This is a genomic window from Streptomyces sp. NBC_00873 (assembly GCF_045207415.1).
GTDB lineage: Bacteria > Actinomycetota > Actinomycetes > Streptomycetales > Streptomycetaceae > Streptomyces.
The window spans coordinates 8,973,468-9,000,447 of record NZ_CP108803.1 but is presented as its reverse complement, the minus strand read 5'-3'; the positions used below and the strand labels follow the sequence as shown (position 1 = coordinate 9,000,447).

The window sequence follows — 26,980 nt, the reverse complement described above, 5'->3', positions numbered from 1 at the left end:
CCCTCGGATCCGGCGGGTTCAGCCGAGGGCGCGGTCGAGGTTGAATGCGGCGCTGATGAGGGAGAGGTGGGTGAAGGCCTGCGGGAAGTTGCCGAGTTGTTCTCCGGTCGGTCCGATTTCCTCTGCGTACAGGCCGAGATGGTTGGAGTAGGTGAGCATTTTCTCGAAGGCCAGGCGGGCCTCCTCCAGGCGGCCGGCCCGGGTGAGGGCTTCGATGTACCAGAATGAGCAGATCGAAAAAGTGCCCTCCGTGCCCGGCAGGCCGTCCGGGCTGGCTCCCGTGTCGTAGCGGTAGACGAGCGAGTCGGCGACCAGTTTCGTGCCCAGGGCGTCCAGCGTCGCGAGCCATTTCGGGTCGACCGGGGAGATGAACTTGACCAGGGGCATCATCAGCACGGAGGCGTCCAGGACGTCGCCGTCCAGTTGCTGGACGAAGGCGCCGGCCTCGGCCGACCAGCCGCGTCTCATGATCTGCCGGTAGATCGCGTCACGGCTCTTCCCCCACCGGACCAGATCGGCAGGCAGGCCGCGCCGGGTCGCCATGCGCATGGCCCGCTCGATCGCCACCCAGCACATCAGGCGCGAGTACAAGAAGTCCCGTCGTCCCCCGCGGATCTCCCAGACGCCTTCGTCCGGCTGGTCCCAGTGGTCGCAGACCCAGTCCACCACGGCGCCGACCTCGTCCCAGCGGTGGCTGCTGATGGGCTGCCCCCACTTGTCGTACAGGTAGATGGAGTCGATGAGCGCTCCGTAGATGTCCAGCTGGAGCTGGGTTGCGGCGGCGTTTCCCACCCGCACCGGGGACGACCCCAAGTACCCCTCGAAATGGGTTATTTCGTGCTCGGGCAGCTCGCGGCGTCCGTCGATGCCGTACATGATCTGCAGTGGTCCGGTGGCCTCGTCCTCGCACATGATGCAGGAGGACAGAAAGCCCATGAACGCTTCGGCCTCCGATGTGAAGCCCAGCCTGAGCATGGCGTAGATGCAGAACGCGGCGTCCCTGACCCACGTGTACCGGTAGTCCCAGTTCCGCCCGCATCCGATCTCCTCGGGCAGGCTCGTCGTCGGCGCAGCCACGATCGCGCCGGTCGGCGCGTAGACGAGCAGCTTCAGGGTCAGCGCGGAGCGGTGCACCATCTCCCGCCACCGTCCGTGGTAGCGCGAGGCGCCCAGCCAGTGCCGCCAGAAGCGGACTGTGGCCTGGAACTCGTCCTCCGCCTCGCGCCGGGCACACCCGCGCACAGCGACCTCTGCCCCGATCCGGTCGAGGGCGAAGACCGCGGACTCGCCTTCCAGCAGCTTGAAGTGTGACCAGGCGTCCGTGCCGTCGCATTCGAGCGGCACGGTGGCCGTCAGTGCCAGGGACAGGTTCTTGGATTCGAAGTACGCCCTGTCGCCCTCAAGGCGTGCGCTGTGCGGCTCGGTCCCGTATCCGAAGCGGGGAGCCACCCGCGCGGTGAACGGAAGCGAGCCCCGGACGCAGAGCAGGCGTCTGATCAGCCGGTGCCGGTGGACCTCGCCCGATTCGTCGCCGATGGGCATGAAGTCCTGGATCTCGCCCACCCCGTCCGTGGCGAAGAACCGTGTGATCAGCACATTGGTGTCGGGAAAGTAGAACTGGCGGGTCCGCGCGGGCACGTCGGCGGCCAGCTGAAACGATCCGCCCCGGTCCGCGTCCAGGATGGAGCCGAACACGCTGGGTGCGTCGAATCGCGGGCAGCAGTACCAGTCGATCGTGCCGTCGGTGCCCACAAGCGCGACGGTACGAAGGTCGCCGATCAGGCCGTGGTCGGCGATCGGCAGGTAGCGCGGGGAACCCGCCCCTTGCCCGTATCCACTGCATCCGGCACTCTCGAACGCCATGCCAGGCCTCCCTGCCACCGCGGCGCCACCGCCGTGAAGCCGAAAACAACCCTGACAGCAGTTTAAATCGCCCACGCATTTGTACCTGGCTCTGCTGCTTCAGCCGCCACCGCCGGGTGCCGCGCCGCGGATGTGGCGGCGGGTTCGCCGGCCTCGCAGAGCCGGCACAATCACCGGCCGTGCGTTCATGCGGCGGGCGGCGTGGGCCGGCGCAGGTGGGCCAGATCGTCGGGTGGCGGGGTGTCGGGCCGGTGGAAGAGCGGGGTCTGGTCGACGGCGGCCGCCGGGGCGTCGGCCAGCTGGAAGCGCTCGCGCAGCCGGTGGTAGAACGCCAGCGGTGCCAGACGGGCCAGGCGCAGCCGGTACGGTGCGCGGTAGGCGGCCACCCAGTCCCCCGGTTCCAGTACTCCGCGCGTCTGCCCGTCGATGCTCACGGCCACCTGGCCGGAGTGCGGCAGCACGTGTACCACGACCGCCTCGTCGACCGCGGCTATCACGGTGCGGTCGAAGGCCATGTGCGGAGCGACCGGGGTGAAGACGATGGCGTCGGCGGCGGGGTCCAGAACCGGCCCTCCCGCGGCGAAGTTGTAGGCGGTCGAGCCGGTGGGGGTCGCCACGATCACCGCGTCGGCCGAGTAGGAGGCGAGCAGCTGCCCGGCCAGGTACACGGCCACGCTCGCCTGCCGGTCCCGGGCGAGTTTTTCCAGGACCACGTCATTGACGGCGGTGACGTCCAGGGCGACACCCCAGCCGGCCCTCTGCACCCCGGTGGGGCGCACGGCCGGTGCGGGCAGGGCGGGACCGCGCCCGTAGCACAGCACCGTGTCCAGGCCGACGGGCGTCCGAAGCGGGCGCGACGCGCGCAGCGTGAGCACCATCCGCTCCTCGATCACCGCCTGATCGCGGTGGAGAACGTCCAGAGCGTCCTCCACCTGGTCGGTGGTGATCTCGGTCAGGAAGCCGAGCCGGCCCACGTTCACGCCCAGCACCGCTGCCCCGTCCTTGGCGGCGATCCGCGCCCCGCGCAGAAACGTGCCGTCACCGCCGAACGTGATGATCAGCCCGGGGTGGCCTGCTGCTTCGGCCTCCTCCTGGCCGCCGTGCCGCGATTCCCCCTCCCGCCACACGTCGATGTCGGTGCAGGCAATGCCGCGCGCGGCACACCACATGCGGGCGGTCCGCGCCGCCGCGACGGCGGCGGGGCGGCCTTGGTGGACAACCAGACCCAGCCGATTCAGAGGCATCACTTCTCACCGTAGAACGCCCCGGCAAGCCGCGCAGATCCCAACGGATCTTCCCGCAGGCTCACCGGACCGGCCGGTAACGTCCCTCTCCTGCGCCGGTCAGGACAAGACGTGAACACGGACCGGTCCGGCCTCCGTCGCAGCGCCGGCTGCTGCAGCACCGGCCTCGGGTTGCCGTGGAGCCGGCGCCCGGTCTTTTCCACGCGGTCCGGGAAGAGCTCTTCCTGCCCTGCCGGTGTCGAAAGTCCTCGCGCTATCCGCAGACCGCACCGAACGGCATGAGCAGCGGCCGCACATCGTGGCGTTTACGCTCATTTTGTATGCATGTGTTCCGACGGTGGAGGCACCCATGCGCCCGACCGACGGGTACCCGACTCCGTCGCAGGCCGAGGGCGAGAGGCTGGAAGAGGACATGAATCCGGCTGAGCAGCGGCATCCGGCCACCACACGCACCCAGCCGTCCCAGGCTGAGGGCGAGCGCCGGGCGGAGGACGACGAAAGCTGAAGGCCGGGCCGGCCGCCACGATGCTCATGTGCGGCGCCGGCCCCCGATGAGCATCGAGATCGAGGTGTACGCACGGCGGGCCACCGCGGAACAGTGTTCAAGCCGCGGGTCGTGGCCGTCCCGCCGGTGCGATCCCGGTGCTCCCCGCGCCGTCGCCGTGCGGACAGAGCCCGAGCCTGCAAGGTGTACGAGTCCGCCGGGCTCATCGCGCCACGAGGGCTTTCCCCCTTGGGGCGACGCTCGGGCCTTCACAGGCCTGGCCGCTCTCCGGTGCGCAGGTGGATCCGGTGGAACCGGGACCGCACAGTGTTCGATCCGCCGTAGTCCGCAGGGTGCCGGCTACGGCGACACGCGGGGCGCCTCGGTGAACGCCGGGCACGGCGTAGCGGGTGCAGGGGGTTCCGGGCGTCTGCCGGGCAATTCCCCCGTATGCCGGAAGCCCCGGCCCGATTCCGACGGGCCGGGGCTTCCCTATGACGCAAGCGGCTCTGTCACCACTTGTCGCAGTGGTCCCTTACCACTCCCTGTCGTCCCCGCCGCCCCTGTCGTCCCTGTCGAACCTGTCGAAGTGGTCCCGGACCACCCGGAAGCTGCCCACGACGCCGTTGCGGACGAACACGCCGCCGCGGATGTGTTTGCGGGTGAAGACACCGTTGCTGGTGCTCCAGGGACCGACCGTCGCGACCGGGGAACCGTTGTCGCAGGTCGCCCCACGGAAGAACTCAACGGTGCGGCGGCTGTCGTTACGGACGTTGAAGCTCTTGGCACCCAGACCGCTCACCACCGTGATGCAGCCCTCCTCCCCACGGGCGGAGTACGACCGCTCGTTGATGAAGATCCGGCCCTCCTCCCGGTGACCACGGCGCTCGTGGCCGCCACGCTCGTTGCCGCCACGCTCGCCACCGCCGTAGCCGCCTCCCTCGTTCCCCTTGCCGCCACCGCCGTTCCCGCCCTCACCACCCAGCGGAGCCGCGTCAGGGGCGGCCTGCTGAACAGCAGGGGCGGCCTGCTGGACGGACGGGGCAGCCTGGGTGGATCCGGCGGCCGAGGCATAGGTGATGCCGGTAGTGGCGATGACCGCGGCGCCCACTGCGGCTGCGGTCACGGCGACGGTACGCGTCTTCATGTCACTTCTCCCTTGTCTCTGAGGGTCGGCCGGGCAACCGGCCTGCAATGAACGTACTTATGGCGCCTTTAGCTGTCATATCGGACGTATCGGCAGGGGGCCGACCGGGTGTACGAACGACCCGCACCGCACATCGATCGACACATGACGCACCGTCAATACATATGAAAGTAAGCTTATTTGGCACACGATTAGGCCTTCTGGGCGACTTCATGACGCCCGATCACCCTCTCGGCAGCACGGACGCGGATCCAGCACACCCAGAACCTCACCCCCCACCGCCCCCGACAGCCGTCATCGCCACCCACCCACCGCCCCGGCCGCCACAGCGACCCACCACACCCCTGTTGCTCCGCCGATGCCTCCGCGGACCGGCAGCCCGCAGGTGCAGGCTCGGGAGAGACGGCGATCCCCAGCGGCGCTTCGCGGCCGGCCACTACCGGGGGCATGGCGAACGCCGGGTCGCAGACCGGCTCCGGGGCCGACGTCGGCGGGGCCCGGACCGAAGACATCCGGCAGCCCGGCCGCGGGAGTACGACCAGTTCGAGGGACTCCCCCGCACCCAGGGAGCGTGCGACCCCGGATGCGGGCGGCCCTGGACGGCCCACGGCCGGCCCGCCCACGGCCAAGGGCGCCGGGCAGTCACACGACCTGCTCCTTCGCTGCTTCGAGGCTGGACCGGCGGACATCCCGCCCGGCCGGGGAAAAGCCGCTCGGCGCGAAGCGGGATTGCGCGGACGCCGGCTCGCCAAAGAGCGCGGCCGGCAGTGCCGGGGATCCGCCGGGGATCCGCCGGGGAGCGCGCGGGATACCGGCGGCGCCGTCGACGGTGCCGGTCCCGCACCGGCCAGGGACCGCGCGCCGGCGGGGCCACCACCAAGAAGCCCTGCGGCGCGCCGAGGACGCAGGAATGCCGCGATCTCTTACGGACTGCGGCCGACAACCGCCGCGGCGCCGGGCGAGGCGTATATACGCGCGTACATGCGCGCCGGTCCGGAACGTGACGAAGTCCTGCGGCAGCGTCAGGCCCCTGGCCGCCAGATCCCCCGCCACACCGTTGAGCTTCGTGACCTGTTCCGGGACAGGGCCGCCGGCATCGCCGAGCCGCTGAAAGGCGCCCGCGGACCGGCTGGAGTCAAGCGGCGGCAGACTCTCGTACGGGCAGTGCTCGCAAGGTGCAGCGGCAGGCGCGGTACCCGCCGAGGCCGGTGGCGCGCCGATGGAGCACCGAAGCCGGCCGAGGACAGGATGACCCCTGACCGTTCGCCAGGCACCGCAACCCCCGTTTGAGCACTGCGAGCGCAATGGCCGGCGCGAGCACGGCACCGGCCGCCGACACCCCATGGGCGGGTATCGGGGCGCCACCTCGGGGGCCGTGCAGTCGCGGCGCTCGGTGGCGAGCTCTTCAAGGTCCCGGACCGTCCCCCCACCACCGTGCGCCACAGGCCCCGGGCTCCGCGGACCAGGAGGATTCCGTGGTGGAAGACCGTGCGGCGCAGTCGTGACCGTCCTCGAAGAAGGCGAATGCTGCACGGCAGGGGTCCGCGCCGCGTGCCGCCGCCATGTGTCGCCGTCGCGTGCCGCCACCGGAGGCGGTCACGCGCCGGCCACCGGTCAGAATTCCTTGCCGATTCACGCCGACAGCCCGCCGCACTGCCGCCCGTACAGCGTGTTCATTCGGAATTACGGTGAGCGAATAGAGCGCCCTTAATGTGCCGCAGGCCACATGACTTACGCCACTCTTGTGCCAATTTGAGGCATTTGCCGTGTGGAGTGGGCCATATGACGGGCGTCACTATGAAGCCGGTTAGTAGACCCGTCACGGCACGTTCCGCAGCCTTGACGGCGATTCCTCAACCATTTTGTTCAGCCGGTACGAATTCGAATAGTAAAAGGGGCCCATTGACCCGCATTTCTCCTTCGCTTAATAATTCTTGGCATCGCCCGACAACAGATGAGGAATTACCGAATGCAGTTCAACGCGATGTCCACGAAGTTCGCCCGCATGGCCAGGACCAAGAAGATCTCGCTGGGCATGTTCGCAGCCGGTGCCGCGGTCGTGGCCGGCACCGTCGCAGGCGCCCCGGCAGCCTCGGCCGCCACCCCCGCCCAGTCCGGCGGCGGCAACGTCGACACCTGGATCAAGGAGTCGCTGAAGGTCATGCACGCGAAGGGCATCCCGGGCACCTACGAAGGCATCCGCAAAAACCTGATGCGCGAGTCGAGCGGCAACCCCAACGCCGTCAACAACTGGGACTCCAACGCCACCAAGGGCATCCCGTCCAAGGGCCTGCTCCAGGTCATCGACCCCACGTTCAACACGTACCACGTGAGCGGCACCTCCAAGAACATCTACGACCCGGTCGCCAACATCACCGCCGCCGCCAACTACGCCGCCCACCGCTACGGCTCCATCGACCACGTCAACTCGGCCTACTGACCGGACGTGCCGGTGTGGCCGGACCCGGCCGGAACATGCCCGGGGCCCGGCCTTGCGGACCCGCCCCCAGGCTGATCGGTCAGCCCTGGGCGGTCAGCCCTCGCAGCAGGCCGACCGGGCGGACCACTGCAGGGGCAGTGTTCGTGACCGGCCGGCTGGTGGCAGCGTTCCCGCAGCCACCGGCGGCACATCCTGACTCTGCGGCGCGCCGAAGCATCGTGGCCGCGGTCAAGGCGGCCCGGTCCCGCGCCGTTTCCAGGAGGAGCTGCGTCGAAGTGCCGGCGCACCCCCGCCGGCCGGTGCTCAGTGCTGTTGTGGTGGAGGCAGCCGATGGTGCTCGAGTGCCCCACGGGCAGCCCGAGGGCCAGGCTGCGCAGTTGTGTGCGGGCCGGACGCCGCGGCGTGCCGGATCAGCGCCCCGCAGACGGGGCCGGCCCGGATTGACTGACCGGCACGGTTGTTGATGCGGGTGATGGGCAGCCGGCGCGCGAGCGCGGTGTGCCGGCGGTGGCGGTTGCAGGTGTCGAGGAAGTCCGCCAGGGCCGCTGTTCGTCCGGTGCTGCTGGTGCGGGGCCGCGGCCCGGGCCCACTCGTCGAGCAGGAAGCGGTCGAAGCGTTCGGCCGTCGGTCCGTAGCCGGTGAGGGGCAAGGTGTTTGCCGGTTGCTCCCGGGCCGGCCCGGACCTGCCGCCCCAGGACGCTCTTGCGGCAGGGCGAGACGTTGTCGCAGCACACGTTCGATCCGGGTGATCTCGAGGCCGGCCATCCGGCAGAGCCCGGCCGGGGCATGTCGCGGCATGCCGCTGTGGGATCGTGTCGGTGTACTGCGCAGGCGCCGTCCCGGCGCGTTCGTACCCGGCGCCCGCACAGCCTTCCTGACCACCGCCGCGTTCACCGCCCTGGCCTTCGCCGTGACCGCACGCACACTGCCGCCCCGTCGCAAGGCGCTCACCGAGACCGCCTGACACACCACCACACCAGCCAGCCCCGGCAACCGCGGAGGCCGGCTCCGCCGTTCCGGAGCCGCCCCGGCCGCAGCGGGTGGCGATGCCGGGCCGCCCGGCTTCGAGCGGTTGACGGCCAGGGGCACCGGGCAGCGGTCGGTGCGGTCATTGCGGCCGGCCGGGCGGGAGCTGATGTCATGGCAGACGTCCCGCCGTACGAAGGAAGGCACATGACTGTGCGATCCATCGGAGCCCGTGCGACCCGCCGGACGGTCCTGGCCGCCGGGGCCGCCCTGGCCGCCGGGGCCGGGGCCGCCCCGGCCGCTGTATCCCCGCCGCCCCCCGCGCACGCCGCCTCAGCCGCGCCCGGCGCGGCGGCCCGGGTCACCGGGCAGTTGCGCGCCCTGGAGCGGGAGCACTCCGCCCGGCTCGGCGCGTACGCCCATGACACCGCCACGGGCCGCACGGTGGTGTACCGGGCGGACGAGCGCTTCGCGATGTGCTCCCTGTTCAAGACCATCGGCGCGGCTGCGGTCCTTCGCGATCTGGACCGCGGCGGCGAGTTCCTGGCCCGCCGTATCCGCTACACCGCGCAGTACGTGGAGGCCTGCGGCCACTCGCCGATCACCGGCAGGTCCGAGAACCTCTCCCGCGGGATGACGGTCGCAGACCTGTGCAGGTACTCCATCACGCACAGCGACAACACCGCGGCCAACCTCCTGCTCCGGGAACTGGGCGGCCCCACCGCCATCACCCGCCTGTGCCGCTCCATCGGCGATCCGGTCACCCGCCTCGACCGGTGGGAGCCCGAGCTGAACTCGGCGGAGCCATGGCGCGAGACGGACACCACGACACCTCGCGCGATCGGGCGGACCTATGCCCGCCTCGTCCTGGGCGACGCGCTCGCCCCCCGCGACAGCCGGCTGCTCACCGGCTGGCTGCTCGCCAACACCACCAGCGGTGAACGCTTCCGCACCGGGCTTCTTGCCAGCTGGACCGTCGCCGACAAGACCGCCGGCGGCAGCTACGGCGGCAACAACGACGCCGGCGTCGCCTGGCCCCCCGGCCGCCCGCCGGTGGTCCTGGCCGTCATGACCACCAAGCCCGGCCGGGACGCCCCCGCCGACAACCCTCTGGTCGCCAAGACGGCCGGCGTTCTGGCTGCGGCCCTGAGCTGACCACCGAGGCGGCACCGGGGTGGCATGCATGCGTTCTTCGCCGGCGTGCACGACGGCGCCCACCGTGTGTCGGCAGACCGTTGCAGCCGTGTGCGACGGCCGCCAGTAACGGGGCGGGCTGCACAACGGCGGCCCGCCCGGTCGACGTGCGAAGGGCTCCCGGGCGGGCTTCCGCTTCCATGCTGCCCCCGATCCCGCCCGCTCCGGCGCGGCCGCGCGGCAGACGGGGCCGAATGGGGTCGGCACTGCCGTACGGCCGGGTGGCACCGGACGAATGGGTCTGCGCACGGGCCTTGGTCGCCTCCCGTTCGGCGGTGTTGGCGGTGGGCTGCCGGCGCGGCCTGACGGCCGCCCGCTCCCCCACGTACCGGCAGGGCTTCTGGGCCGGGGGAAACGGGGCCGGAGGGGGTGGGCACCAAGGCAACCGCCGACGAGGCGGTCCAGGACGCAGGCAGTCCAGGACCGTCAGCCGGGGTTTGTCCGCTGAGGATGTTCCTGCTTCCTGCCGCCACCATCCTGTCCTTGCTGATGGCCTGCGTTCGCAGATCCACGAAGGCGCCCGGCTGCCGCGAGGGTGATGAGCGGGGCCGGCGGGCCGGTGGCAGCAGGGGGTGGCGCAGGCTCCGCCGTGTTGGTGGCGCTTGTGCATCGGCCCGTCTGCGGCGAAGCCGACGCCTCTGCGCGCCTGGTCCGATGCCTATGGTGAGTTGTGACCAACCAGGAAACAGGCCGTCAGCAGGGCGCCGTCCGGCCCGGATATCTGGCTGCGGCGGGTGTGTTCGCGGTCGGGATGACAGGCACGACCCTGCCGACACCGCTGTACGGGCTCTACCGGTTGCAGATCGGTTTTTCCGAACTGATCGTCACCGTGGTTTTCGCCGTCTACGCCATCGGTGTGATTGCTGCGCTGCTCCTGGCCGGCGGCTTCTCCGATGTTCTCGGCCGCCGCCCGGTCCTGCTGTGCGCGCTGGGACTGGCCGCGCTGAGCGCGGTGTGCTTCCTGCTCGAGGGCGGGCTGCCGCTGCTGTTCACCGGTCGTGTCCTGTCGGGGTTCTCCGCCGGACTGCTCAGCGGCACGGGCACGGCCGCCGTACTGGAACTGGCACCCGCCGGGCGCGGTGCCCGCGCAGGATTCGCTGCGACCGCGGCCAACATGGGCGGCCTGGGACTCGGCCCCCTGGTCGCGGGGACCCTGGCCCAGTACGCGCCGTGGCCGCTGCAACTGCCGTTCCTGACCCATCTGGCGCTTCTGGCGGCCGCGGTGGCTGTCACCTCGCTGCTGCCCGAGACCGTGCACCGCAGCGGCGCCAGGCCCCCGCTGCGGCCGCAGGGCATGGTCGTCCCCGCCGAGGTACGCGGTGTGTTCGCGCCCTGCGCACTCGCCGCCTTCGCCGGATTCTCGCTGCTGGGCCTGTTCACCGCGGTCGCGCCGGCCTTCCTCACCCAGACACTGGGCGTGCACAACCTGGCCGTGTCCGGCGCCGTCGTCTTCTGCGTCTTCTGCGCCTCGGCCTGCGGGCAGTTGCTGATGGGCCCCGTCGGCACGCGCAACGCCCTGCCCGTCGGCTGCCTGGTGCTGGTGGCCGGCCTGCTTGCGGTGGGGTCGTCCCTGCTGCTGGCGTCGTTGCCGGTCCTCCTCGCGGGTGCCGTGACAGGCGGCATCGGCCAGGGGCTGGCCTTCCGGGCAGGCCTGACCGTGGTGAGCACGCTGGCTCCGGACACCCACAGGGGCGCCACCATCTCGGCGTTCTTCGTCGTCGCGTACGCGGGAATCTCGGTGCCCGTCATCGGGATCGGCGCGCTGGCGGTGGCACTGGGGCTGCGCAATGCAGGCCTGGTGTTCGCAGGTTGCGTGACGCTGCTGGCCGCCACGGCGGGCGGCTACCTGTGGCGGCATCCGCCCGGGCGGGCCTGAGCGCCCGCAGGCGCCTGCCCACGGCGGCGAACACCAGGGGGCGAGTGCCCCGAACCGCCCGCACCCGTGCGGCGGTTCGGGGCGGATGTGATCCTGGAACCGGGCAAGCGGGCAGGGGTGCCGGCCATGGGCCCTTGGGAGGACGCCGGCAGCGCCACCGGCCCGGGCACGCGGCACCCCGGCACTGCGCCGGGCCGTCACCGCACTGCGGCACGGCACGGGCACCCCCCTCCGCGCGGGCCGACGGGCCGTCCGGGTCACGCTCTCAGCCGTAGCCGCCTTCCACACCGGTCTGTACGGCCTGCACGATCCCGTCACCGCCACGTACACGCTGTTCGCAGCGGTGGCGATGGCCGGCCTCTCCCGCATGGCCGGCACCGGACACCAGCACGCCGCCATCGAAGTCCAGGATCTCCCCGCCGGCTGGATTCCCGTGACGGCCGAACCCTGCCCGCGGTACGCACCCGGGCCGCGGTGGCGCGAATGCTGGTGACCGGCTTCCTGCTCCCGTTCGCGGCGGTGGCCGGCCCACGGCTCGCCGGGGCCGCGCCGGACCCGCAACTGCTGTACATCCTGCCGCGCTTTCCTGCGTACGCGCCGCAGACACCGGAAAAACGGCTGAGCGGGACGACACCGGGCAACGTCCCAGGACCTACGGCCTCTCGTTCGGATCATGCTGGGCTCACGGGGCCCGGTACGCACATCTGCGGCCTGGCCTCCAGCCGCCGACTCCCCCATGGCCCTCAAGGCATAGGGGGACCCCCCTTCGTGTGGGCTGCTTCCTGCGCCTTGCGGCTGCACGCACCACGGCCACACCAGCCGCTCCGCGATCCGGCCCGGTCCAGACGAAAGACCCTGGGCGAGCACAGCATGCTCACCAAAACAGTCGGCACGAGGTCAACCGGGGCACCGCACCGGCTGTGCCGGATGTCCCCGGACCGGGCCCCCCGCGACCGGCGACGCAGGTTTCGCCCCACTGCCAAAGCGCCACAGCAAGGGGGGCCACAGGTCCCGGCCCCTGCCGGTCAGGCGATCCGTGTGCCGCATCCGCCGCCCTGCCCCTGGTACGGGAGGGTCTGCGCGATCTTGGCCGCGAGCGTGTTTTTGCGGACGGCCCCAACCGAGCCGGCCCGGCGACCGGGCACCTTCGACCGGGTTCGCAGGACCGCGGCCCGCCGAGTCCGCCTGGCGCGACACGCGGGGGCCTCGGTAAACACTTAGTATGGCGTAGCAGGTGTTATGGGGCACCGGGCGTGGGCCGCACACGTGGTGCGGCCGCCCGGGACCGGGCACCCGCCGCGATGTGTCCCCCATGCCGGAAACCCCGGCCCGATTCCGACGGGCCGGGGTTTCCTTGGGATGCAGATGGCTCTGTCACCACCTGTCACGGTAGTTGTCGACGACCCGGAAGCTGCCCACGACGCCATTGCGGACGAAGACGCCCCCGCGGACGAAGCGGGTGAAGACACCGTTGCTGGTGCTGTAGGGACCGACCGTCGCAACCGGGGAACCGTTGTCGCAGGTCACCCCACTGAAGACCTCGACGGTCTTGCGGCTGTCGTTACGGACGTTGAAGCTCCGCGAGCCCAGGCCGCTGACCACGGTGATGCAGCCGTCCGTGTGAGCGGAGTACGTCCGCTCGTTGAAGTGGATCCGCCCCTCTTCCCCGTAGCCGTAGCCGTAGCCGTCGTCGTAGTCGTCGTCGTCGTCGTAGCCACGGTCACGGTCACGGTCACGGTCGCGGTCGCGGCCCTGGTCCCCCTCGCCGCTGCCGCCGCTGCCACCACCGGCGGGAGCCATCGCGGGAGCGGCCTGCTGGACGAACGGGGCGGCCTGGGCGGACCCGGCCGGCGAGGCGTAGGTGATGCCGGTGGTGGCGAGGACCGCTGCGCCTGCTGCGGCGGCGGCCACGGCGGCGGTACGCGTGGTCATGTCACTTCTTCCTGTCTCAGAGACGCCGGCGGCTGGGCAGCCGACCTGAGACGAACGTACTGACGACCCCATGAGCTGTCATATCGGAAATACCGGAGGTGCGATCCCACAGGGCCGACCGGGTGTACGCACGGCACTTCTCGCACACCAACCTATTAACTGATGAACCGTCAAAACTGGGGAATGGTACGCATGCCTGGCACATCATTAGGCTTTCCGGGCGACTCGCTGACGCCCGGTCACCCTGTCGGCAGCAGGCCGCCTGATTCCGGCACGCCGGCAAACGCAATCATCCCCGTCGCCCCGCATGACTTCCATCGACGCCCCTTGCGTGCTGAATGACCGTCATCGAAGGGGGTGCAGAAGAGGCCTTTACTGAACAACCGTCATCGAAACTGTTTCCCCGGCCCGGACGGCCCTTCCTCGGATACCGGTGCCGCCGGGGCTGACGGGCCGGCACAGCGGCGCTGTACGTTCGCGCAGGTCATCAGGTAGGTGAGGTGCCCCTGCGATGTGGACACTCTGATGGCGGATCTTGATGGTCCGGGAAGATGGTTCACATGGCAGGGCGGATATACACCCCAAAGTTCCGGGCGGACGCGGTGGCGTTGTGGAGGGCTTCGGCGGGGCAGCGGACGATGAAGGACGTCGCCGCTGACCTGGGTATCACCCGGGAGACCTTGCGGTTGTGGCTGCGCGCGGCCGAGGGCGGTGGCCAGGCCGCAGCGGGCGGTTCGGGGCAGACCGACGCGCAGGGCGCGGAGCCGGCCCGGCTGCCGGCGCAGAATGCGCGCCTGCTGAAGGCGGAGAAGGAATGGCAACTGGAGCGGGAGATCCTGCGCCGGGCGGCCCAGTATTTTGCCCAGGAGATGAAGTGACGTCCCGGCGCTGGGACTTCATCTGCGCGCACGCCGGCGAGTTCGGCGTCCAGCAGCTGTGCCGAGTGTTGCGGGTTTCCCGCTCGGGCTGCTACCGGTGGCTTGCCGGGGCGGACGCCCGTGCCGAGCGGCAGGCCGCCAACGACGCTCCGGCGGCCGAGATCCGCCAGATCCACGCCGAGTCCGGCGAGACCTGCGGGGCCCTGCGCGCCCACGCCGAACTGCAAGGGTCCGGGCACCACGTGAACCGCAAGCGGGTGGCGCGGTTGATGCGCGTGCACCGCATCGTCGGGCGCCATCTGCGCAGCAGGAGACTAACGGCCGTCCCCGACCCGGTGGCGCCGCCACTGCCGGATCTGCTGCAGCGGGACTTCACTGCCTCCGGGCTCGATCAGCGGTGGTGCGGTGACATCACCTACATCTGGTTCGGCAGCCAGTGGCTGTTCCTCGCCTGCGTGATCGACATCTGCTCCCGCCGGGTGCTCGGCCGGTCGATGGCACCGCAGATGCGGGCCGAGTTGGTTATCGACGCGCTGGACATGGCGGTGGCAGCCCGCGGCGGGAAGGTGGCCGGTGCCGTGTTCCACTGCGACCGCGGGCCGCAGCCCGGGTTCAAGGAGTCGTCGCAACACTTCCGTTTTATGTTGATAGTAGATGACTGTTGAGAGTCTCGGAGGGTGTCCTCCAGCCCAGGGTTTTGCGGGGGCGGCCGTTGAGGGCAGCTGCGACGGCAGCGAGATCCTCGCGGGTGTGTCTGCTGAGGTCGGTGCCCTTCGGGAAGTACTGCCGTAGCAGCCCGTTGGTGTTCTCATTCGTGCCGCGCTGCCAGGGGCTGTGCGGGTCGGCGAAGTAGATCTCCAGGCCGGTGTCGATGCGGAGTTCGGCGTGCTGCGCCATTTCCGAACCCTGGTCCCAGGTAAGGGACTTGCGTAGTTGGGCGGGTAGGCGGGTGATCGCTTCCGTCAGGGCGTCACGTACGGCTGCGGCTCCGTGGCCGGCCAGTGCGGGGCCGTTCTTGGCCCGTGTGCCGTCGTGGCCGGGCATGGGCGGTAGGTGCAGCAGCATCGTGAACCTGCTGGTGCGTTCGACCAGGGTGCCGATCGCGGAGCTGTTGAGGCCGATGATGAGGTCGCCCTCCCAGTGGCCGGGGACCGCCCGGTCCTCCGCCTCGGCCGGCCGCTGACTGATCAGCACGTCCTCGGTGACGAACTTCTTCCCCCGGCCGGCGGTGCGAGCCCGGGGCACCCGCAGCGCACGGCCGGTGCGCAGGCAGGCGACCAGCTCGCGCTTGAGTGCTCCCCGGCCCTGGATATAGAGGGCCTGGTAGATCGCCTCGTGAGAGATGCGCATGGAATCATCATCAGGGAAGTCGACCTTCAGCCGGTGGGAGATCTGCTGCGGACTCCACGAGTTGCCCCAACGGCGGTCCTGGCGCCTCGGCTTGTTCCGTCCCTTCCACGGCGGTGCCGCAGGTCCCGGCGCCGGCATGCCGTCCGGGCGGCGGATCTCTCCGGCCAGGCGGTCCTGGACGTACTCGTGCAGCCGCTCGCTGCAGGCAAGTTTGGACGGCTTCGGCCGCCGCGCGGCCAGCTCGGCCTTCCACTGCGCGATCGACGCCCGGTAGGCGAGTTGTCCGCTGCGGGTGGCCGCATTGCGCCGCAGTTCCCGCGAAACAGTGGACGGGTGCCTGCCCAGCCGACGGGCGATCTCCCGGACCCCGGTGTTCTGAGCCTTCAGCACAGCGATCTCCTCGCGCTCTGCAAAGGAGAGATACCTGCCCGACACCGGGCCCAGCTCGATCGACGGCATACCGCCACGTTCCCGGAACCATCGTGAGCCGACCGGCCCCGACACACCGCACGCGATCGCCGCGTCCTCGCTGGTCAGCCCATCAGCGATCTTCTTCCAGAAGGCACGCTCCACATCCCGGCGGACCGGCGGCCTGCCCGGAGACCGCATCGCCGGGCGCCCCGTCACCGCCGTCGTCCACCCTGCCGGTCGCCCCATCGGACACCTCCATGATCGAGGTGTTGCGACGACCGGTTGAATCCACCCAGTACACCTCGGCGGCGTTCGCGCAGGTCTGCGGCAAGCACAGGATCCGGCGGAGCATGGGCCGGGTCGGCTCCAGTTACAACAACGCCTTGGCTGGGAGCCTGTGGCAGGGGCTGAAACGAGAAGCTGTGCACAAGAAGACGTATCTCCACGACGGCTCAGGCCCGGCTGGAGATCTTCCGATGGCTCACGTACTACAACGCGCGACGACGTCACCGTCACTGGCCTGTCCTGGACGCGCCGGGACAGGCCCTGCCACAGGTGGAAGCGGTCGCTGACCTCGATGGCGTCGGGGGCAGCGCCGGCTATGCCTTGCCGGTAGGGGAGGGAGCCGTCGCGGCAAGCGATCTCGACGCCGCGATGCGTGCGGAGCCATCGGCTGAGCTGTTCGGCGTCCCTGCCCTCCCAGAGCGTCAGCGGAAGACGGGTCGTGGCGTCGACCAGGAGGGTGTTGGAGGTGTCGCCGTAGAACGCAAAGTCGCCCACCCCCAGCACTGTGGGCGTGACCAGCGGCGGCAGCGGCATCCGCATCAGCTCAGTGAGCACGGTGGACCGGGAGAGTCTGCCGTTCATGACGCGCAGCATCCGGGCCCCGCCCCGGCCGGCCAGCACCACGCCGACCGCCTCGACCTGGTGCTGAAGCAGTGGCGTTCGCCGCTGGTAGCGCACGGTCAGCCCCGGCACCTGCCCGGCGAAGGTCACCTTCGCCGAGCCGCGTTCTCGCAAGTCAGACGGCGCACACTCAAGTCGATCCGGACCGGCCGGCCGCCGATCGCTGCATCGAGGTGCCGGACACAGCGGCTGTGGATCCAGTCGCTCAGGACGCCGCACCCGCTGCATCCCGCTGGACAACTAGAGCGCGTAGTCGCCCCGATCACCACGAGAGGACCGGAAGTATCGACCGAGAACACCAGCATCCCGGCCAAGTGCGGTAACAGGTTTGACAGTTCAACAGCCCACACCCAAAGGCTGCCCACCCCGCAAACAGGCCGACCGCCGCACCGGGATGATCTCCGGCTACAAAAAATCTTGCCAGAGCCACTTTCACGCGAACGCCGACAGCTGTCATCACGGCACCGGCGGCACCGGTTTCGCAGTTCCTGCCAGCTTTCCGAGACCGCCACAAAGCGCGGACGGCCTCCCCCCGCAGTGCGGGGGGAGGCCATCGGTACCGCTGGACGCAAATGGTGCGTCACCGGGGCGGGAACTCGTCCTTCCGGCTGCCGGCACGGCGCACGGGCCTGTCCTCGGCCGCGCGTCCGCCCTCCTTCATGGACTGCTCCTGCATGCGCCGGGCCTCGTCGTGCAGCCTGCGGCGTTCCTTGGGATCGCTCGTCTGCTCGGCACGCTCGTTCAGCTCACGGACCTTGTCCTGCATCTGCTGCGCACGACTGGCGGACTCGCCTGCAATGCTCATCATCACTCCTGGGGACGGGAAGGTGGGACACATCGCAGCCAACCAGCGCTGTGCCGCTTACGCACCCGGGAGGGTCACCGTGCGCAATCACCGCAGGCAGCCGGCCCTGAAGAGGGCACGTCACGTCGAGAACGCGCCCCTCGCGTCCCGCTCTGCCGCGGTGCCGCTCGCCATGCCGTGCGGTCCCGTCGATCGGGCCGGCGCCGCCTCCTGCCTCCCGGTGAAACGGTCCGCCACCCAGGCGGGAGCGTGCGGCGCCCCTCCCCCGCCGCATGCCACCCGGCATCCGCCCTGTTCATCAGACAGGCCGCACCACCCGCCCACCGTGGCCCGGCCCGGCCGCAGAGCTGACAGACCCCCACCAGGACATGCCCGTGCGACCGTGTGACGTGTCGCCAACCAGCCGCACACCGGGCGGCCTCCCCCACGAGGGGAGTGGATCAGCGAGCGGCATCACGCGGCTTCGACGGCAAGACCCAGGAAAGAATCGACGCGGAGCGTCGGTGGACGACAACAACACCGCAAGCAAAGTCGCACGGCACCTCAAGCCCACTGCCTGTCGCGGGGCGGGCCGCAAGGCCGCCAGGATGCCGACGTGCAGCACAGAGCCCGGCAGGGGCCGGCCGGTTTCAGGCCCTGGCGTCTTGGGTGCTGCCCGTTGAAACGCCAAGGATCAGGGGCACACCGGCAGCGTCGCGCAGGAGCTGCACCGCAGAACCCGGCCCGTCACCATCCAAGGGGCCAAGACCCGCAGAATCACCGCCCCCGCGACCCGTACCCGCACCGAGCCGGGGACGGCTCGTCAAGGAACCAGCACGCCCCAGCCGGCGGATACGTCCAGCACCCCCCGGTGAAGACGCCACCCGGCCCCCGGCCCGGGACCGGACCCGGAACAAGCGGTACACCATGGACGACGAAACCCTGGAGTACAGCGGCACCCGCCGCGGCTCGCACCCACCCCTCAACACGCAGACGAGCGCGGCAAGAACGGCCTCGTCATCGCCACCCGCCGTCCGGCCGGCCTGCGGGCGCACCCTCGCCGACGGCAGCAACGGCCCCGTGATCTCCCGCAGTCCGCCCAGGCCAGTGCGCCCCCACCGCCCGCCGCCCCTGACCGCCCCCACACCGCACGCACCCCCCAGATGCCCGTCCCCGGCCACAAGCGCCAACGCATCCCTGCGTTCTTGAATGTGCTCGAACTGACCGATGACGTCAGCCACACGAGAGGGATCATCCAGGGATCCGGCAGCAAGCCGCCCCCGCACCTCCACAAGCTCGCGGTACACCGCACCATAGGTGCTGCACAGCCTGATGGACTCATCACCGCGATCACTCAGACCGGTGGCATGCGGCACGACAACCGCCAACGCAGCAAGACCCGACAGCACCGAGACGAACACCTGCGCCGTCAGCTGCGACGATCCACCGATAACCGGCCAGGCCAGAAGTCCCGTGACAAGACTCAGTACCGCCGCGGCCAGGGTATACAAACGAACCTTACGCACCACACGGGCCGCTTCCCTCGGCATCCTCTTCGCCCAGTAACCGGCGCTCTCGATACTTTCCTCAAGCCGCCGCAAAACGACTGCGTCAGCCGGGTCCTTCGACTGTCTGAAAATCCTGGGAAGCAGTTTCATGACACTCTCACGATCGCAGGGAAGTGCGTGAACAGTGACACCCCCGCCACACACCAACCGACACCGGCACGCATATTGTCGTTTTAGTAACCCGCATGGACCAGCACCGTCCCCCATTTCCCACTGAACCACCAACACCCAAACCACAGACCCCAACACCCAAACCACAGACCCCAACACCCCCGCCCCGAAACCACACCCCCAACAGCCACCAACCAACCGCCGACCACCCGGACACACCCACCCCCACACACAGCCACCCACGACACCCGCACACCCCGCACACCCCGCACACCCCGGACACCCCGGACACCCCGGACACCCGGGACACCCCGCACACCCGGACACCCGGGGCAGGCCGCACACGAACACCCCACCCGTCCGCCAGCCACACCCGCACCCGCACCCGGACACCCCCGGCCCCAGCCACACAGCCCCGCCAGGCCTTCACCCGGTCCCGTGCCGGGTTTCAGGTGCGGTACGCAAGGGGTAGTCGGCAGATCGAGCAGGCACGCCACCGCACGTCACGTCGGCAGAACGGGACGCGTCCAAGCGGGCCTGCTCCCCCCGCAACAACCCAGAAAACCCGACACCCACAACAACCCAGGGACCAGGCACCCACAACAGGCCAGGGACCAGGCGCCCACAACAGGCCAGAAAACCCGCGCCCAATGACACGCCAGGAGCCCAACGCACGCAACAGAAAGGGAGCCGGCACTCGCAACGGGCCAGGAGACCCCCGCCCACAACAGCGCTGGAAGACCGGCACCCCCGACCGTCCAGGAAACCGGTGCTCGCAACGCACCAGGAAACCGGGCGCCCACAACAGGCCACGGCTGCAACGGATATGACCAGTGCCCGCCATCGTCCCGACGCGATCGCTGACACCGGGCTTGCAAGCAGAGCACCAGAAGAAAACAACACACAATACCGGCACCCCACAGCTGCCCGGAGGCACCCGGTAAGCAGCCTGCCCACAAAACCGGCACCACCGGCCAACCGGCCGGGCAGACCGCACAGAACCCGAGGCCACAGCAAGCACACCCCACACGGCAGACCACCACACGGCAAAACACCCCACCGCGGGACAGGACAGACAACCAGGCAGGCCACAACAGGAAAGGGCCGGCAGCCAGGCAGGCCACAACAGAAAAGGGCCGGCAGCCAGGCAGGCCACAACAGGAAAAGGGCCGGTGGCGGCGGGGGTGACAACCGTCCGGCCACCGCCGGCCACGACCGGGTGAAGCAACCGCGCACGCACACGCAGTCGCGGCGGACGATGCACGGCCCTGAAGACCGTGCGTTCTCGCGGCCGGACCCAGCCGCACCCGAACAAGCCGGCCAGGCAGCCGGACACCCCACCAGCAATCCCCCGGAAGCCCGGATCACAGGGCTTCAGCCGTCCGAGCCCGCCCACCACGGCACACGCGACAGCAGCGAACACCTAATATGGCGAAGCCGATCCACAGGGCACCGGACACCCGCCACGCACACGCACCACCGCCCCGAACAGGCACCCGCTCACAGGTGCCCCGCATGCCGGAAGCCCCGGCCCGATTCCGACGGGCCGGGGCTTCCCTATGACGCAAGCGGCTCTGTCACCACTTGTCACAGTGGTCCCTTACCACTCCCTGTCGTCCCCGCCGCCCCTGTCGTCCCTGTCGAACCTGTCGAAGTGGTCCCGGACCACCCGGAAGCTGCCCACGACGCCGTTGCGGACGAACACACCGCCGCGGATGTGCTTGCGGGTGAAGACACCGTTGCTGGTGCTCCAGGGACCGACCGTCGCGACCGGGGAACCGTTGTCGCAGGTCGCCCCACGGAAGAACTCAACGGTGCGGCGGCTGTCGTTACGGACGTTGAAGCTCTTGGCACCCAGACCGCTCACCACCGTGATGCAGCCCTCCTCCCCACGGGCGGAGTACGACCGCTCGTTGATGAAGATCCGGCCCTCCCGGTGACCACGGCGCTCGTTGCCGCCACGCTCATTGCCGCCACGCTCGCCACCGCCGTAACCGCCTCCCTCGTTCCCCTTGCCGCCACCGCCGTTCCCGTTCCCGAACCCGTTCCCGTTCCCGTTCCCGAACCCGTTCCCGTTCCCGAACCCGTTCCCGTTCCCGTTCCCGAACCCGTTACCGTTCCCGCTTCCGTTCCCGTTCCCGTTGCCGTTCCCCTTCCCGCTTCCGTTCCCGTTTCCGTTCCCGTTCCCGTTCCCGTTCCCGTTCCCGTTCCCGTTCCCGTTTCCGTTTCCGTTGCCATTCCCGCCGTCACCACTAAGCGGAGCAACAGCCGGAGCAGCCTGCTGAACGGACGGAGCAGCCGGAGCCGACCCGGCAGCCGAGGCATACGTAATGCCAGTAGTAGCCAGAACCGCTGCGCCTACTACGGCAGCGGTCACAGCGACGGTACGCGTGGTCATGTCACTTCTTCCTGTCTCAGAGACGCCGGCCGGGCAGCCGACCTGAAACGAACGTACTTATCGCCCCATTACCTGTCATATCGGGCGGGCTCACGGCGTGACACCACAGAGCCAACCGGGTGTACACACACCACCCCCCACCCACCCCACCACCACCTGACACACCGTCAAACAATAAGACAGCAAGCCCCCCTGGCACACGATTAGCCCTTCCGAGCGACTTACCCCCACCCCCTCACCCACCCAGCAGCACCCCACCCCAACCCACCACACCCACAAACCACACCCCCACCACCACCCCGAACAACCACCACCCACCACCCCCACCGATTCTCACGTTGGACGAGCCTGGGCTGGCGGACGGCACGATCCGCGGGGACGTCGGGCACCCGGAACAGATGCGGTCCTGGTACGGCCGGCCACTGTGGGAGATGAAGCCGACCGACGCTGACGCGTACTTCGGGAAGGTATTGCGGGCCTCGCCGAACGGTACCCGACAAGGTCTTGCCGGCAGAAAGCCGCAGGCGGGCGGTGCCGTCGGGGTAGCGGTCCAGGCAGTCGGCGGGCAGGCGGCGGACCTCGTCCCGGCGGGCGCCGGACCAGCGGGCGACCAGCAGGACGGCGCACTGGAAGGGGCAGGCGATCTGCCCGACCACCGGCATCAGCCAGTCCAGTTCGCCGTCGGGGATGAACCGGGGGACCTTGACCGGTGACTTCGGCGAGCCGCCGGGGCCGATGAGGCTGTAGCCGGGGACGCCGTCCCACTGCCAGGCGGCGGTGCCCCGGAAAAACTGACCCAGCCCCGAGCTCCGCTGGATCCGGGATACGACACCCAGGGGCTTGCCGGTCTGCCCTGTCGGCGTCTCGGCGATGCGCTGAAGCCAGCCCAGACCGTGGTCGCGGGTCACGTCCGCGAACGAGCCGATCTCGCGATGGTGTTCGCCAAGCCAATCCCCGAAGCGGCGGACCGCAAGCTCCAGCTTGTCAACGGTCGTCGATCAGCCGCCGGACAACGAGCCACTTTTCCGCGACGGCCTGCACCTGCGGGGGCAGTAGCAGCGGTGGCTTCCAAGACAGCATCAGCTTGCGGGGCCCCGCCGCGACCTGGCCGCGGTAGTAGAGCACGACCTGCAGTCGGTGGAGGTGGGTGATCCAGCTCTTGGCGGCGCCCTCCAGGTAGCGCGGGCGACAGCGGTAGAACCGCTCCAGGCCCGAGTGGCCGGCAAAGAACCAGATCACCTACAGTGCATCGGCGAAACGGTCCTCGGTGATCACAGTCACGTCGAACACGCCGGTGCGCAGGGCGATGCGGCGGTCAGCAGGCACCTCTCTTCATTTCTCTATCCACAGGACCCGGGACAGCCGGTGGATCCAGGCTAAGCTTGCGATTTTAGCTTCTGTCGTCACTCTGTGTGTTTACTGGTGGTCCGTTCGCTCTTGCGGTAGGGCGGTCGCTTGGATTTCGGGCGGTTCTTCGAGCCTTTCGGGCGGCCTGGGCCGGGGCGGGTGGGTTTCGGCGAGTCGGCGGGTGTGCCGATGCGTGCGCGGAGTCGGCGGAAGCCGAGGCGGACCTTGTAGGGGCTGAGGGACTTACCCGGGTCCGGTCTTGGGTGCCAGGGGCGGCGCAGGTCGTCCACGAGGTGGCGGGCGAGGCGTAGTTGGGCGTAGGCGCCCATGGCCAGGGACACCCACCGGTCGGTGGCTGCCGCCGAGCTCAGGTGCGCGCTGGCCAGGCCGAGATAGGACTTGGCGAAGCGGTGGAAGTGCTCAAGGAGCAAGCCACAGTACTGACATAGAAGCGAGCGGGATGGGGAATGTCCCGGTCATAGGGGTTGATGCCCTGTTGGCGCTGGTCGGAACAGTCCGACGGCTGCGTGAGGGGCTGGTCGGGGCAGGCGAGGGGGGTGGGGCGCGATGGCTGGAGGAGACGCGGCCGTGCCCCCCAGACCGGGCCCGCGACAGCGGGGACGCCGAGGTGGGAGTCCTTCCCGGAGGTGAACCGGGTGGTGGTGCAGCGTCTGCTGGGTCTTCTGGTGGAGCGCATGGCGACGGCACCGCTCAGGAGCACGGAGGGGGGTGTGGACGATGACGATGGTCGGGCTGCCGTGGGAACGGCTGGAGGGTAAGGTCCAGCGCTGGCATCGTGACCGGCTCGCGGCCGTATATGTGCGCCAGTCGACGGCTGGGCAGGTCAGGGACCATCAGGAGTCCACGCGGCTGCAGTACGCGCTGGTGGAGCGCGCGGTCGCGCTGGGATGGCCTCCGTCGCGGGTGCTGGTGATCGACGAGGACCTGGGGCATTCCGCGTCCGGGATCGATGCCCGGCCCGGCTTCCAGCACCTGGTCTCCGAGGTCGGCCTGGATCACGTGGGGATCGTTCTGGGGATCGAGATGTCCCGGCTGGCCCGCAGTGGCCGCGAATGGCATCAGCTTCTGGAGTTGTGCGCTCTGTCGGGGGCCCTTCTCGGGGATCCGGACGGCGTCTACGACCCCAGCGATCACAACGACCGGCTGCTGCTGGGCTTGAAGGGCACCCTCAGCGAGGCGGAACTGCACCTGATCAAGCAGCGGATGTGGTCCGGACGCCTGGCCAAGGCCCGGCGCGGGGAACTGGTGGTGCCCTTGCCCATCGGCTTCGTGCGGCGTCCCTCGGGCGAGGCGGTGCTGGATCCCGACGAACAGGTGCGCTCTGTGGTGCGTCTGGTCTTCGAGTTGTTCGAGCGGTTCGGGACCGTCAACGCGGTGCTGTGCTACCTGGTCGACAACCACATCCAGATCGGGGTGCGGCTGCGGGAGGGCCCCGAGCGTGGGGAGTTGGAGTGGCGTCGGCCCAATCGGGTCGCGCTGCAGAACATGCTCCGGCATCCGGCCTACGCTGGAATCTACGTCTACGGCCGCAGCCGGCTCGATCCGCGCCGGCGGCAGGCGGGGCGGCCGTGCACCGGCCGGGTGCGCACCGGCCGCGAGGACTGGTTCGTCTACCTGCCGGGCCTGCTACCTGCCTATATCAGTGTTGAACAGCATGAACGGAACCTGCAGCGGATGGACGCAAACCGGGCCCGGTCCGAGAGCATCGGCGTGGTGCGCGACGGCCCGGCGCTGCTGGCCGGGCTGGTGGTCTGCGGCCGCTGCGGCATGAAGATGACGGTGCGCTACCAGCGTGGCGCGGGCGGGAAGCTGCACCCGGCGTATGTGTGCGCCCGTGCCAAGAGCGACTACGGGCAAGGGCAGTGCCAGCAGTTGGCGGGGGGCTGCATCGACGAGCACGTCGCCTCCCTGCTGCTGGAGGCGATGACCCCGGCCGCGGTGGAGGTCTCACTCGCCGCGGCCGAGCAGGTCGAGACGCAACGTGCCCAGGTGGACCGGATCTGGCGGCAGCGTCTGGAGCGCGCCGACTACGCCGTGGACCGCGCACGGCGCCAGTACCAACTGGCCGAACCGGAGAACCGCCTGGTGGTACGGCAGTTAGAGAGGGACTGGGAGACGGCGATGACCGAGCGCCAGAGGCTCGGCGAGGAGTACGACCGCTTCCTCGCTGTGCGCCCGCGCACCCTCAGCGCCGAGGAACGGGCACAGATCAGGGCTCTGGCCGCTGACGTCCCGGGCATCTGGCACGCGCCCACCACCACCGACGCGGACCGCAAGCAGCTGATCCGGCATCTGGTCGAGCAGGTCCGCATCGAGGTGCTGGGCACCAGCGAGTTGGTGAACGTGGCTGTCCGCTGGGCCGGAGGCCACCGCACCGATGCGCAGGTGGCACGGCCCGCGGCTTGCCTGACCCAGCTCAGCTACTACCCCCGGCTCCGTGCCCGCGCCGCCGAACTGGTCGAGGCCGGCTGCACGACCGCGCAGATCGCCGAACACCTCAACGCCGAGGGCTTCCGCCCGCCCAAGCGCTGCGAGACGTTCACCAGGAACGCGGTCAACGACCTGCTGCGGGCCCTGGGCATCCAGCGCTCACGGCAGCAGAACCGTCACCGCCCCGACCTGGACGAACACGAGTGGTGGCTGCGCGACCTCGCCGAGCACCTGGGCATGTCGGAGATCACTCTGGATGCCTGGGTCAGGCGAGGCTGGGCCACCGGCTACCTGCACCCGCAGGCAGGGTTGAGGATCGTCCGGGCCGACCCGGCAGAGGTCGACCGCCTGCGCGCGCTGCACCAGGTGCCGCGCGGCCAGCACACCCGGCGCCCCTGGTTGAAGAATCAGGCCGCCAGCATGAACACCGGGAACGAAGAGGCGCGAGAGGAAGGAGCTGACGGCGATGGAACCGAGCCGCAGGTATGACAGCACTGCGGCTTGCTTCTCTCCATGTCGAAACGCCGCAGGTAGGCCCGCCACAGCACGTCGATGTCCGGCACGGTTCCGGTGGGGTCGGCGTGCCAGAGCCACGGCGTGCGGTGCGGGCTGCGGCCGTCGGGCAGCCGCTCGACCCGTACCTCGATCACGGTCCCCTCGACCACAGGCAGGCGGGTGTTGAGCTGCGGGTACTGGTCGGCGAAGTAGCCGTTGCGCTGGACTTTCTGGTGCATGCGGTGCCAGGTACGGACCTCGACGCGGCCGTAGCGCCGGGTGTCAGGGACGACGAGCAGCTGGTCGGGGCGGCGGAGGTTGACCGATGCGGACAGCTCGAAGCGGTGGCCGTGCACGCCGTTGCGGCCGGGGCCGGGCTTGCGCGGTCCGGGCCGGCCGTCGTAGTAGACGCGGTCGCCGGCGATGCGGACCAGCAGCTGCACCGGCACGTCGGCCAGGGCGTGGGTGAGGCCAGAGGCGCTGTAGCCCTGGTCGAGGATGAACAGCGGCGCCGGCTGGCCGTCGGTTCGGAGCCTGCCGAGGTGGTCGAGGTGGTGCGCGACGCTGCGGATCTGCTCGGCGCTCGCTCCCACGGAACAGGACGCCGGCGGGATGCGGGCCACGTCGACCGGCAGCGTCCAGGAGGACGAGCCCCACTCCAGGCCGGTGATCCACTGGAACTGCCAGCCCGGGATGGTCTTGCGATCGCCGTCGCAGCGGCACGGCGCGTAGTGGTGTCCCCGACCAGGCGAGCATTCCGCGCTCGGTCGGGGATACGTCGAGGCATCCACGCCGAACATCAAAGGCCCGTCCGGTAGTTGGCTCACCAGCAGGAATTTCAGCCGCTCCTCGTCGACTGCTCCGCGAGCCAGGGCGTCATACAGAGCGCCGTGCCCGCGTCGGAAGCTCGACTGTAGTGACAGCTCGACGAGCGAGGTGACCGGTCCCTCGGCGCAGAGCACCGCGTCGGTCAGGTCGAACAACGTGTCGGGTCGGCCGGGTAGGCAGTCGTAGTAGTCGGCACGGAATCGTGACAACGCGGACAGGGACTCGACGCGGGCGGCGTCATCAACAACACTCATTGCAGCGGCCGTTCTTGTGACACCTTCGAGCTCGACACTCTGAAGGATCACGG

General features: G+C 69.8%; 19 protein-coding genes and 1 pseudogene. 8 read left to right on the top strand and 12 right to left on the bottom strand.

Annotation, left to right across the window (positions count from 1 at the left end; all coding sequences use genetic code 11):
* Nucleotides 1-18 precede the first annotated feature (18 nt).
* Both OH809_RS41885 and OH809_RS41880 read right to left on the bottom strand, forming a co-directional pair.
* Entirely contained in the window at nucleotides 19-1,863 is a 1,845-nt protein-coding gene (locus OH809_RS41885; RefSeq protein ID WP_406415673.1) for a glycoside hydrolase family 15 protein, read from the bottom strand.
* 185 nt (nucleotides 1,864-2,048) lie between these two features.
* Nucleotides 2,049-3,107, bottom strand: coding sequence for an NAD(+)/NADH kinase (locus OH809_RS41880; RefSeq protein ID WP_406415675.1), 1,059 nt, complete (start codon nucleotides 3,105-3,107; stop codon nucleotides 2,049-2,051).
* Nucleotides 3,108-3,456: 349 nt separating this feature from the next.
* Between OH809_RS41880 and OH809_RS41875 the strand changes: the two genes are divergently transcribed.
* Entirely contained in the window at nucleotides 3,457-3,612 is a 156-nt protein-coding gene (locus OH809_RS41875; protein ID WP_406415677.1) for a hypothetical protein, read from the top strand.
* Between the two features lie 514 nt (nucleotides 3,613-4,126).
* Here the strand turns inward: OH809_RS41875 and OH809_RS41870 are convergent.
* Entirely contained in the window at nucleotides 4,127-4,738 is a 612-nt protein-coding gene (locus OH809_RS41870; RefSeq protein WP_406415678.1) for a hypothetical protein, read from the bottom strand.
* Between the two features lie 1,969 nt (nucleotides 4,739-6,707).
* On the opposite strand from OH809_RS41870, the gene OH809_RS41865 reads away from it, so the two are divergent.
* The 4 genes from OH809_RS41865 to OH809_RS41850 all read left to right on the top strand — a co-directional run bounded on the left by OH809_RS41865 (nucleotide 6,708) and on the right by OH809_RS41850 (nucleotide 11,214).
* Nucleotides 6,708-7,178: a transglycosylase SLT domain-containing protein gene (locus tag OH809_RS41865; protein ID WP_406415680.1), complete on the top strand. Its 471-nt coding sequence runs from the start codon at nucleotides 6,708-6,710 to the stop codon at nucleotides 7,176-7,178.
* Nucleotides 7,179-7,974: 796 nt separating this feature from the next.
* A complete protein-coding gene (locus OH809_RS41860; protein WP_406415682.1) occupies nucleotides 7,975-8,142 on the top strand; it encodes a hypothetical protein in 168 nt (55 codons plus the stop codon).
* A gap of 209 nt (nucleotides 8,143-8,351) precedes the next feature.
* Complete coding sequence (gene bla / locus OH809_RS41855) at nucleotides 8,352-9,299, top strand: class A beta-lactamase (protein WP_406514821.1); 948 nt, start codon at nucleotides 8,352-8,354, stop codon at nucleotides 9,297-9,299.
* A 790-nt stretch (nucleotides 9,300-10,089) separates the two neighbouring features.
* Nucleotides 10,090-11,214, top strand: a complete 1,125-nt coding sequence (locus OH809_RS41850; protein ID WP_406424662.1) for an MFS transporter — start codon at nucleotides 10,090-10,092, stop codon at nucleotides 11,212-11,214.
* A gap of 1,374 nt (nucleotides 11,215-12,588) precedes the next feature.
* Here OH809_RS41850 and OH809_RS41845 read toward each other — a convergent pair.
* Nucleotides 12,589-13,146 (bottom strand): hypothetical protein, encoded by a 558-nt coding sequence (locus tag OH809_RS41845; protein ID WP_406415685.1) that lies wholly within the window; start codon nucleotides 13,144-13,146, stop codon nucleotides 12,589-12,591.
* A 560-nt stretch (nucleotides 13,147-13,706) separates the two neighbouring features.
* Here OH809_RS41845 and OH809_RS41840 point away from each other — a divergent pair.
* Nucleotides 13,707-14,024 (top strand): transposase, encoded by a 318-nt coding sequence (locus OH809_RS41840; protein ID WP_406415687.1) that lies wholly within the window; start codon nucleotides 13,707-13,709, stop codon nucleotides 14,022-14,024.
* Entirely contained in the window at nucleotides 14,021-14,689 is a 669-nt protein-coding gene (locus tag OH809_RS41835) for an IS3 family transposase (RefSeq protein ID WP_406415688.1), read from the top strand. Before OH809_RS41840 ends, OH809_RS41835 begins: the two co-directional genes overlap by 4 nt.
* On the opposite strand, the gene OH809_RS41830 is transcribed toward OH809_RS41835, so the two are convergent.
* The 7 genes and pseudogenes from OH809_RS41830 to OH809_RS41800 form a co-directional block, all read right to left on the bottom strand.
* Entirely contained in the window at nucleotides 14,664-16,031 is a 1,368-nt protein-coding gene (locus OH809_RS41830) for an IS30 family transposase (RefSeq protein ID WP_406416556.1), read from the bottom strand. The two genes, OH809_RS41835 and OH809_RS41830, sit on opposite strands and share 26 nt — an antisense overlap.
* Before the next feature lie 342 nt (nucleotides 16,032-16,373).
* Nucleotides 16,374-16,604 (bottom strand): annotated as a pseudogene (locus OH809_RS41825) (ISL3 family transposase); the annotation flags it as partial.
* A gap of 667 nt (nucleotides 16,605-17,271) precedes the next feature.
* A complete protein-coding gene (locus tag OH809_RS41820; protein ID WP_406415690.1) occupies nucleotides 17,272-17,496 on the bottom strand; it encodes a DUF6381 family protein in 225 nt (74 codons plus the stop codon).
* A gap of 3,258 nt (nucleotides 17,497-20,754) precedes the next feature.
* Complete coding sequence (locus tag OH809_RS41815) at nucleotides 20,755-21,552, bottom strand: hypothetical protein (RefSeq protein ID WP_406415692.1); 798 nt, start codon at nucleotides 21,550-21,552, stop codon at nucleotides 20,755-20,757.
* A gap of 221 nt (nucleotides 21,553-21,773) precedes the next feature.
* Nucleotides 21,774-22,460 (bottom strand): hypothetical protein, encoded by a 687-nt coding sequence (locus tag OH809_RS41810; RefSeq protein ID WP_406415694.1) that lies wholly within the window; start codon nucleotides 22,458-22,460, stop codon nucleotides 21,774-21,776.
* A 76-nt stretch (nucleotides 22,461-22,536) separates the two neighbouring features.
* Nucleotides 22,537-22,791, bottom strand: coding sequence for a hypothetical protein (locus OH809_RS41805; protein ID WP_406415696.1), 255 nt, complete (start codon nucleotides 22,789-22,791; stop codon nucleotides 22,537-22,539).
* A gap of 164 nt (nucleotides 22,792-22,955) precedes the next feature.
* Nucleotides 22,956-23,330, bottom strand: coding sequence for a hypothetical protein (locus OH809_RS41800; RefSeq protein WP_406415698.1), 375 nt, complete (start codon nucleotides 23,328-23,330; stop codon nucleotides 22,956-22,958).
* 307 nt (nucleotides 23,331-23,637) lie between these two features.
* Between OH809_RS41800 and OH809_RS41795 the strand changes: the two genes are divergently transcribed.
* The gene (locus tag OH809_RS41795) at nucleotides 23,638-25,839 is read left to right on the top strand and encodes a recombinase family protein (protein WP_406424682.1); all 2,202 of its coding nucleotides are present in this window, start codon (nucleotides 23,638-23,640) and stop codon (nucleotides 25,837-25,839) included.
* Here the strand turns inward: OH809_RS41795 and OH809_RS41790 are convergent.
* Entirely contained in the window at nucleotides 25,758-26,927 is a 1,170-nt protein-coding gene (locus OH809_RS41790) for a transposase (protein ID WP_406516224.1), read from the bottom strand. The two genes, OH809_RS41795 and OH809_RS41790, sit on opposite strands and share 82 nt — an antisense overlap.
* Nucleotides 26,928-26,980 lie beyond the last annotated feature (53 nt).

Excerpts from the sequence above, each read along its gene's own strand:
- OH809_RS41885 (WP_406415673.1), bottom strand. The coding sequence starts at position 1,863 with ATGGCGTTCGAGAGTGCCGGATGCAGTGGATACGGGCAAGGGGCGGGT.
- OH809_RS41880 (WP_406415675.1), bottom strand. The coding sequence starts at position 3,107 with ATGCCTCTGAATCGGCTGGGTCTGGTTGTCCACCAAGGCCGCCCCGCC.
- OH809_RS41875 (WP_406415677.1), top strand. The coding sequence starts at position 3,457 with ATGCGCCCGACCGACGGGTACCCGACTCCGTCGCAGGCCGAGGGCGAG.
- OH809_RS41870 (WP_406415678.1), bottom strand. The coding sequence starts at position 4,738 with ATGAAGACGCGTACCGTCGCCGTGACCGCAGCCGCAGTGGGCGCCGCG.
- OH809_RS41865 (WP_406415680.1), top strand. The coding sequence starts at position 6,708 with ATGCAGTTCAACGCGATGTCCACGAAGTTCGCCCGCATGGCCAGGACC.
- OH809_RS41860 (WP_406415682.1), top strand. The coding sequence starts at position 7,975 with ATGCCGCTGTGGGATCGTGTCGGTGTACTGCGCAGGCGCCGTCCCGGC.
- bla (WP_406514821.1), top strand. The coding sequence starts at position 8,352 with ATGACTGTGCGATCCATCGGAGCCCGTGCGACCCGCCGGACGGTCCTG.
- OH809_RS41850 (WP_406424662.1), top strand. The coding sequence starts at position 10,090 with ATGACAGGCACGACCCTGCCGACACCGCTGTACGGGCTCTACCGGTTG.
- OH809_RS41845 (WP_406415685.1), bottom strand. The coding sequence starts at position 13,146 with ATGACCACGCGTACCGCCGCCGTGGCCGCCGCCGCAGCAGGCGCAGCG.
- OH809_RS41840 (WP_406415687.1), top strand. The coding sequence starts at position 13,707 with ATGGCAGGGCGGATATACACCCCAAAGTTCCGGGCGGACGCGGTGGCG.
- OH809_RS41830 (WP_406416556.1), bottom strand. The coding sequence starts at position 16,031 with ATGGGGCGACCGGCAGGGTGGACGACGGCGGTGACGGGGCGCCCGGCG.
- OH809_RS41820 (WP_406415690.1), bottom strand. The coding sequence starts at position 17,496 with ATGAGCATTGCAGGCGAGTCCGCCAGTCGTGCGCAGCAGATGCAGGAC.
- OH809_RS41815 (WP_406415692.1), bottom strand. The coding sequence starts at position 21,552 with ATGACCACGCGTACCGTCGCTGTGACCGCTGCCGTAGTAGGCGCAGCG.
- OH809_RS41795 (WP_406424682.1), top strand. The coding sequence starts at position 23,638 with ATGACGATGGTCGGGCTGCCGTGGGAACGGCTGGAGGGTAAGGTCCAG.
- OH809_RS41790 (WP_406516224.1), bottom strand. The coding sequence starts at position 26,927 with ATGAGTGTTGTTGATGACGCCGCCCGCGTCGAGTCCCTGTCCGCGTTG.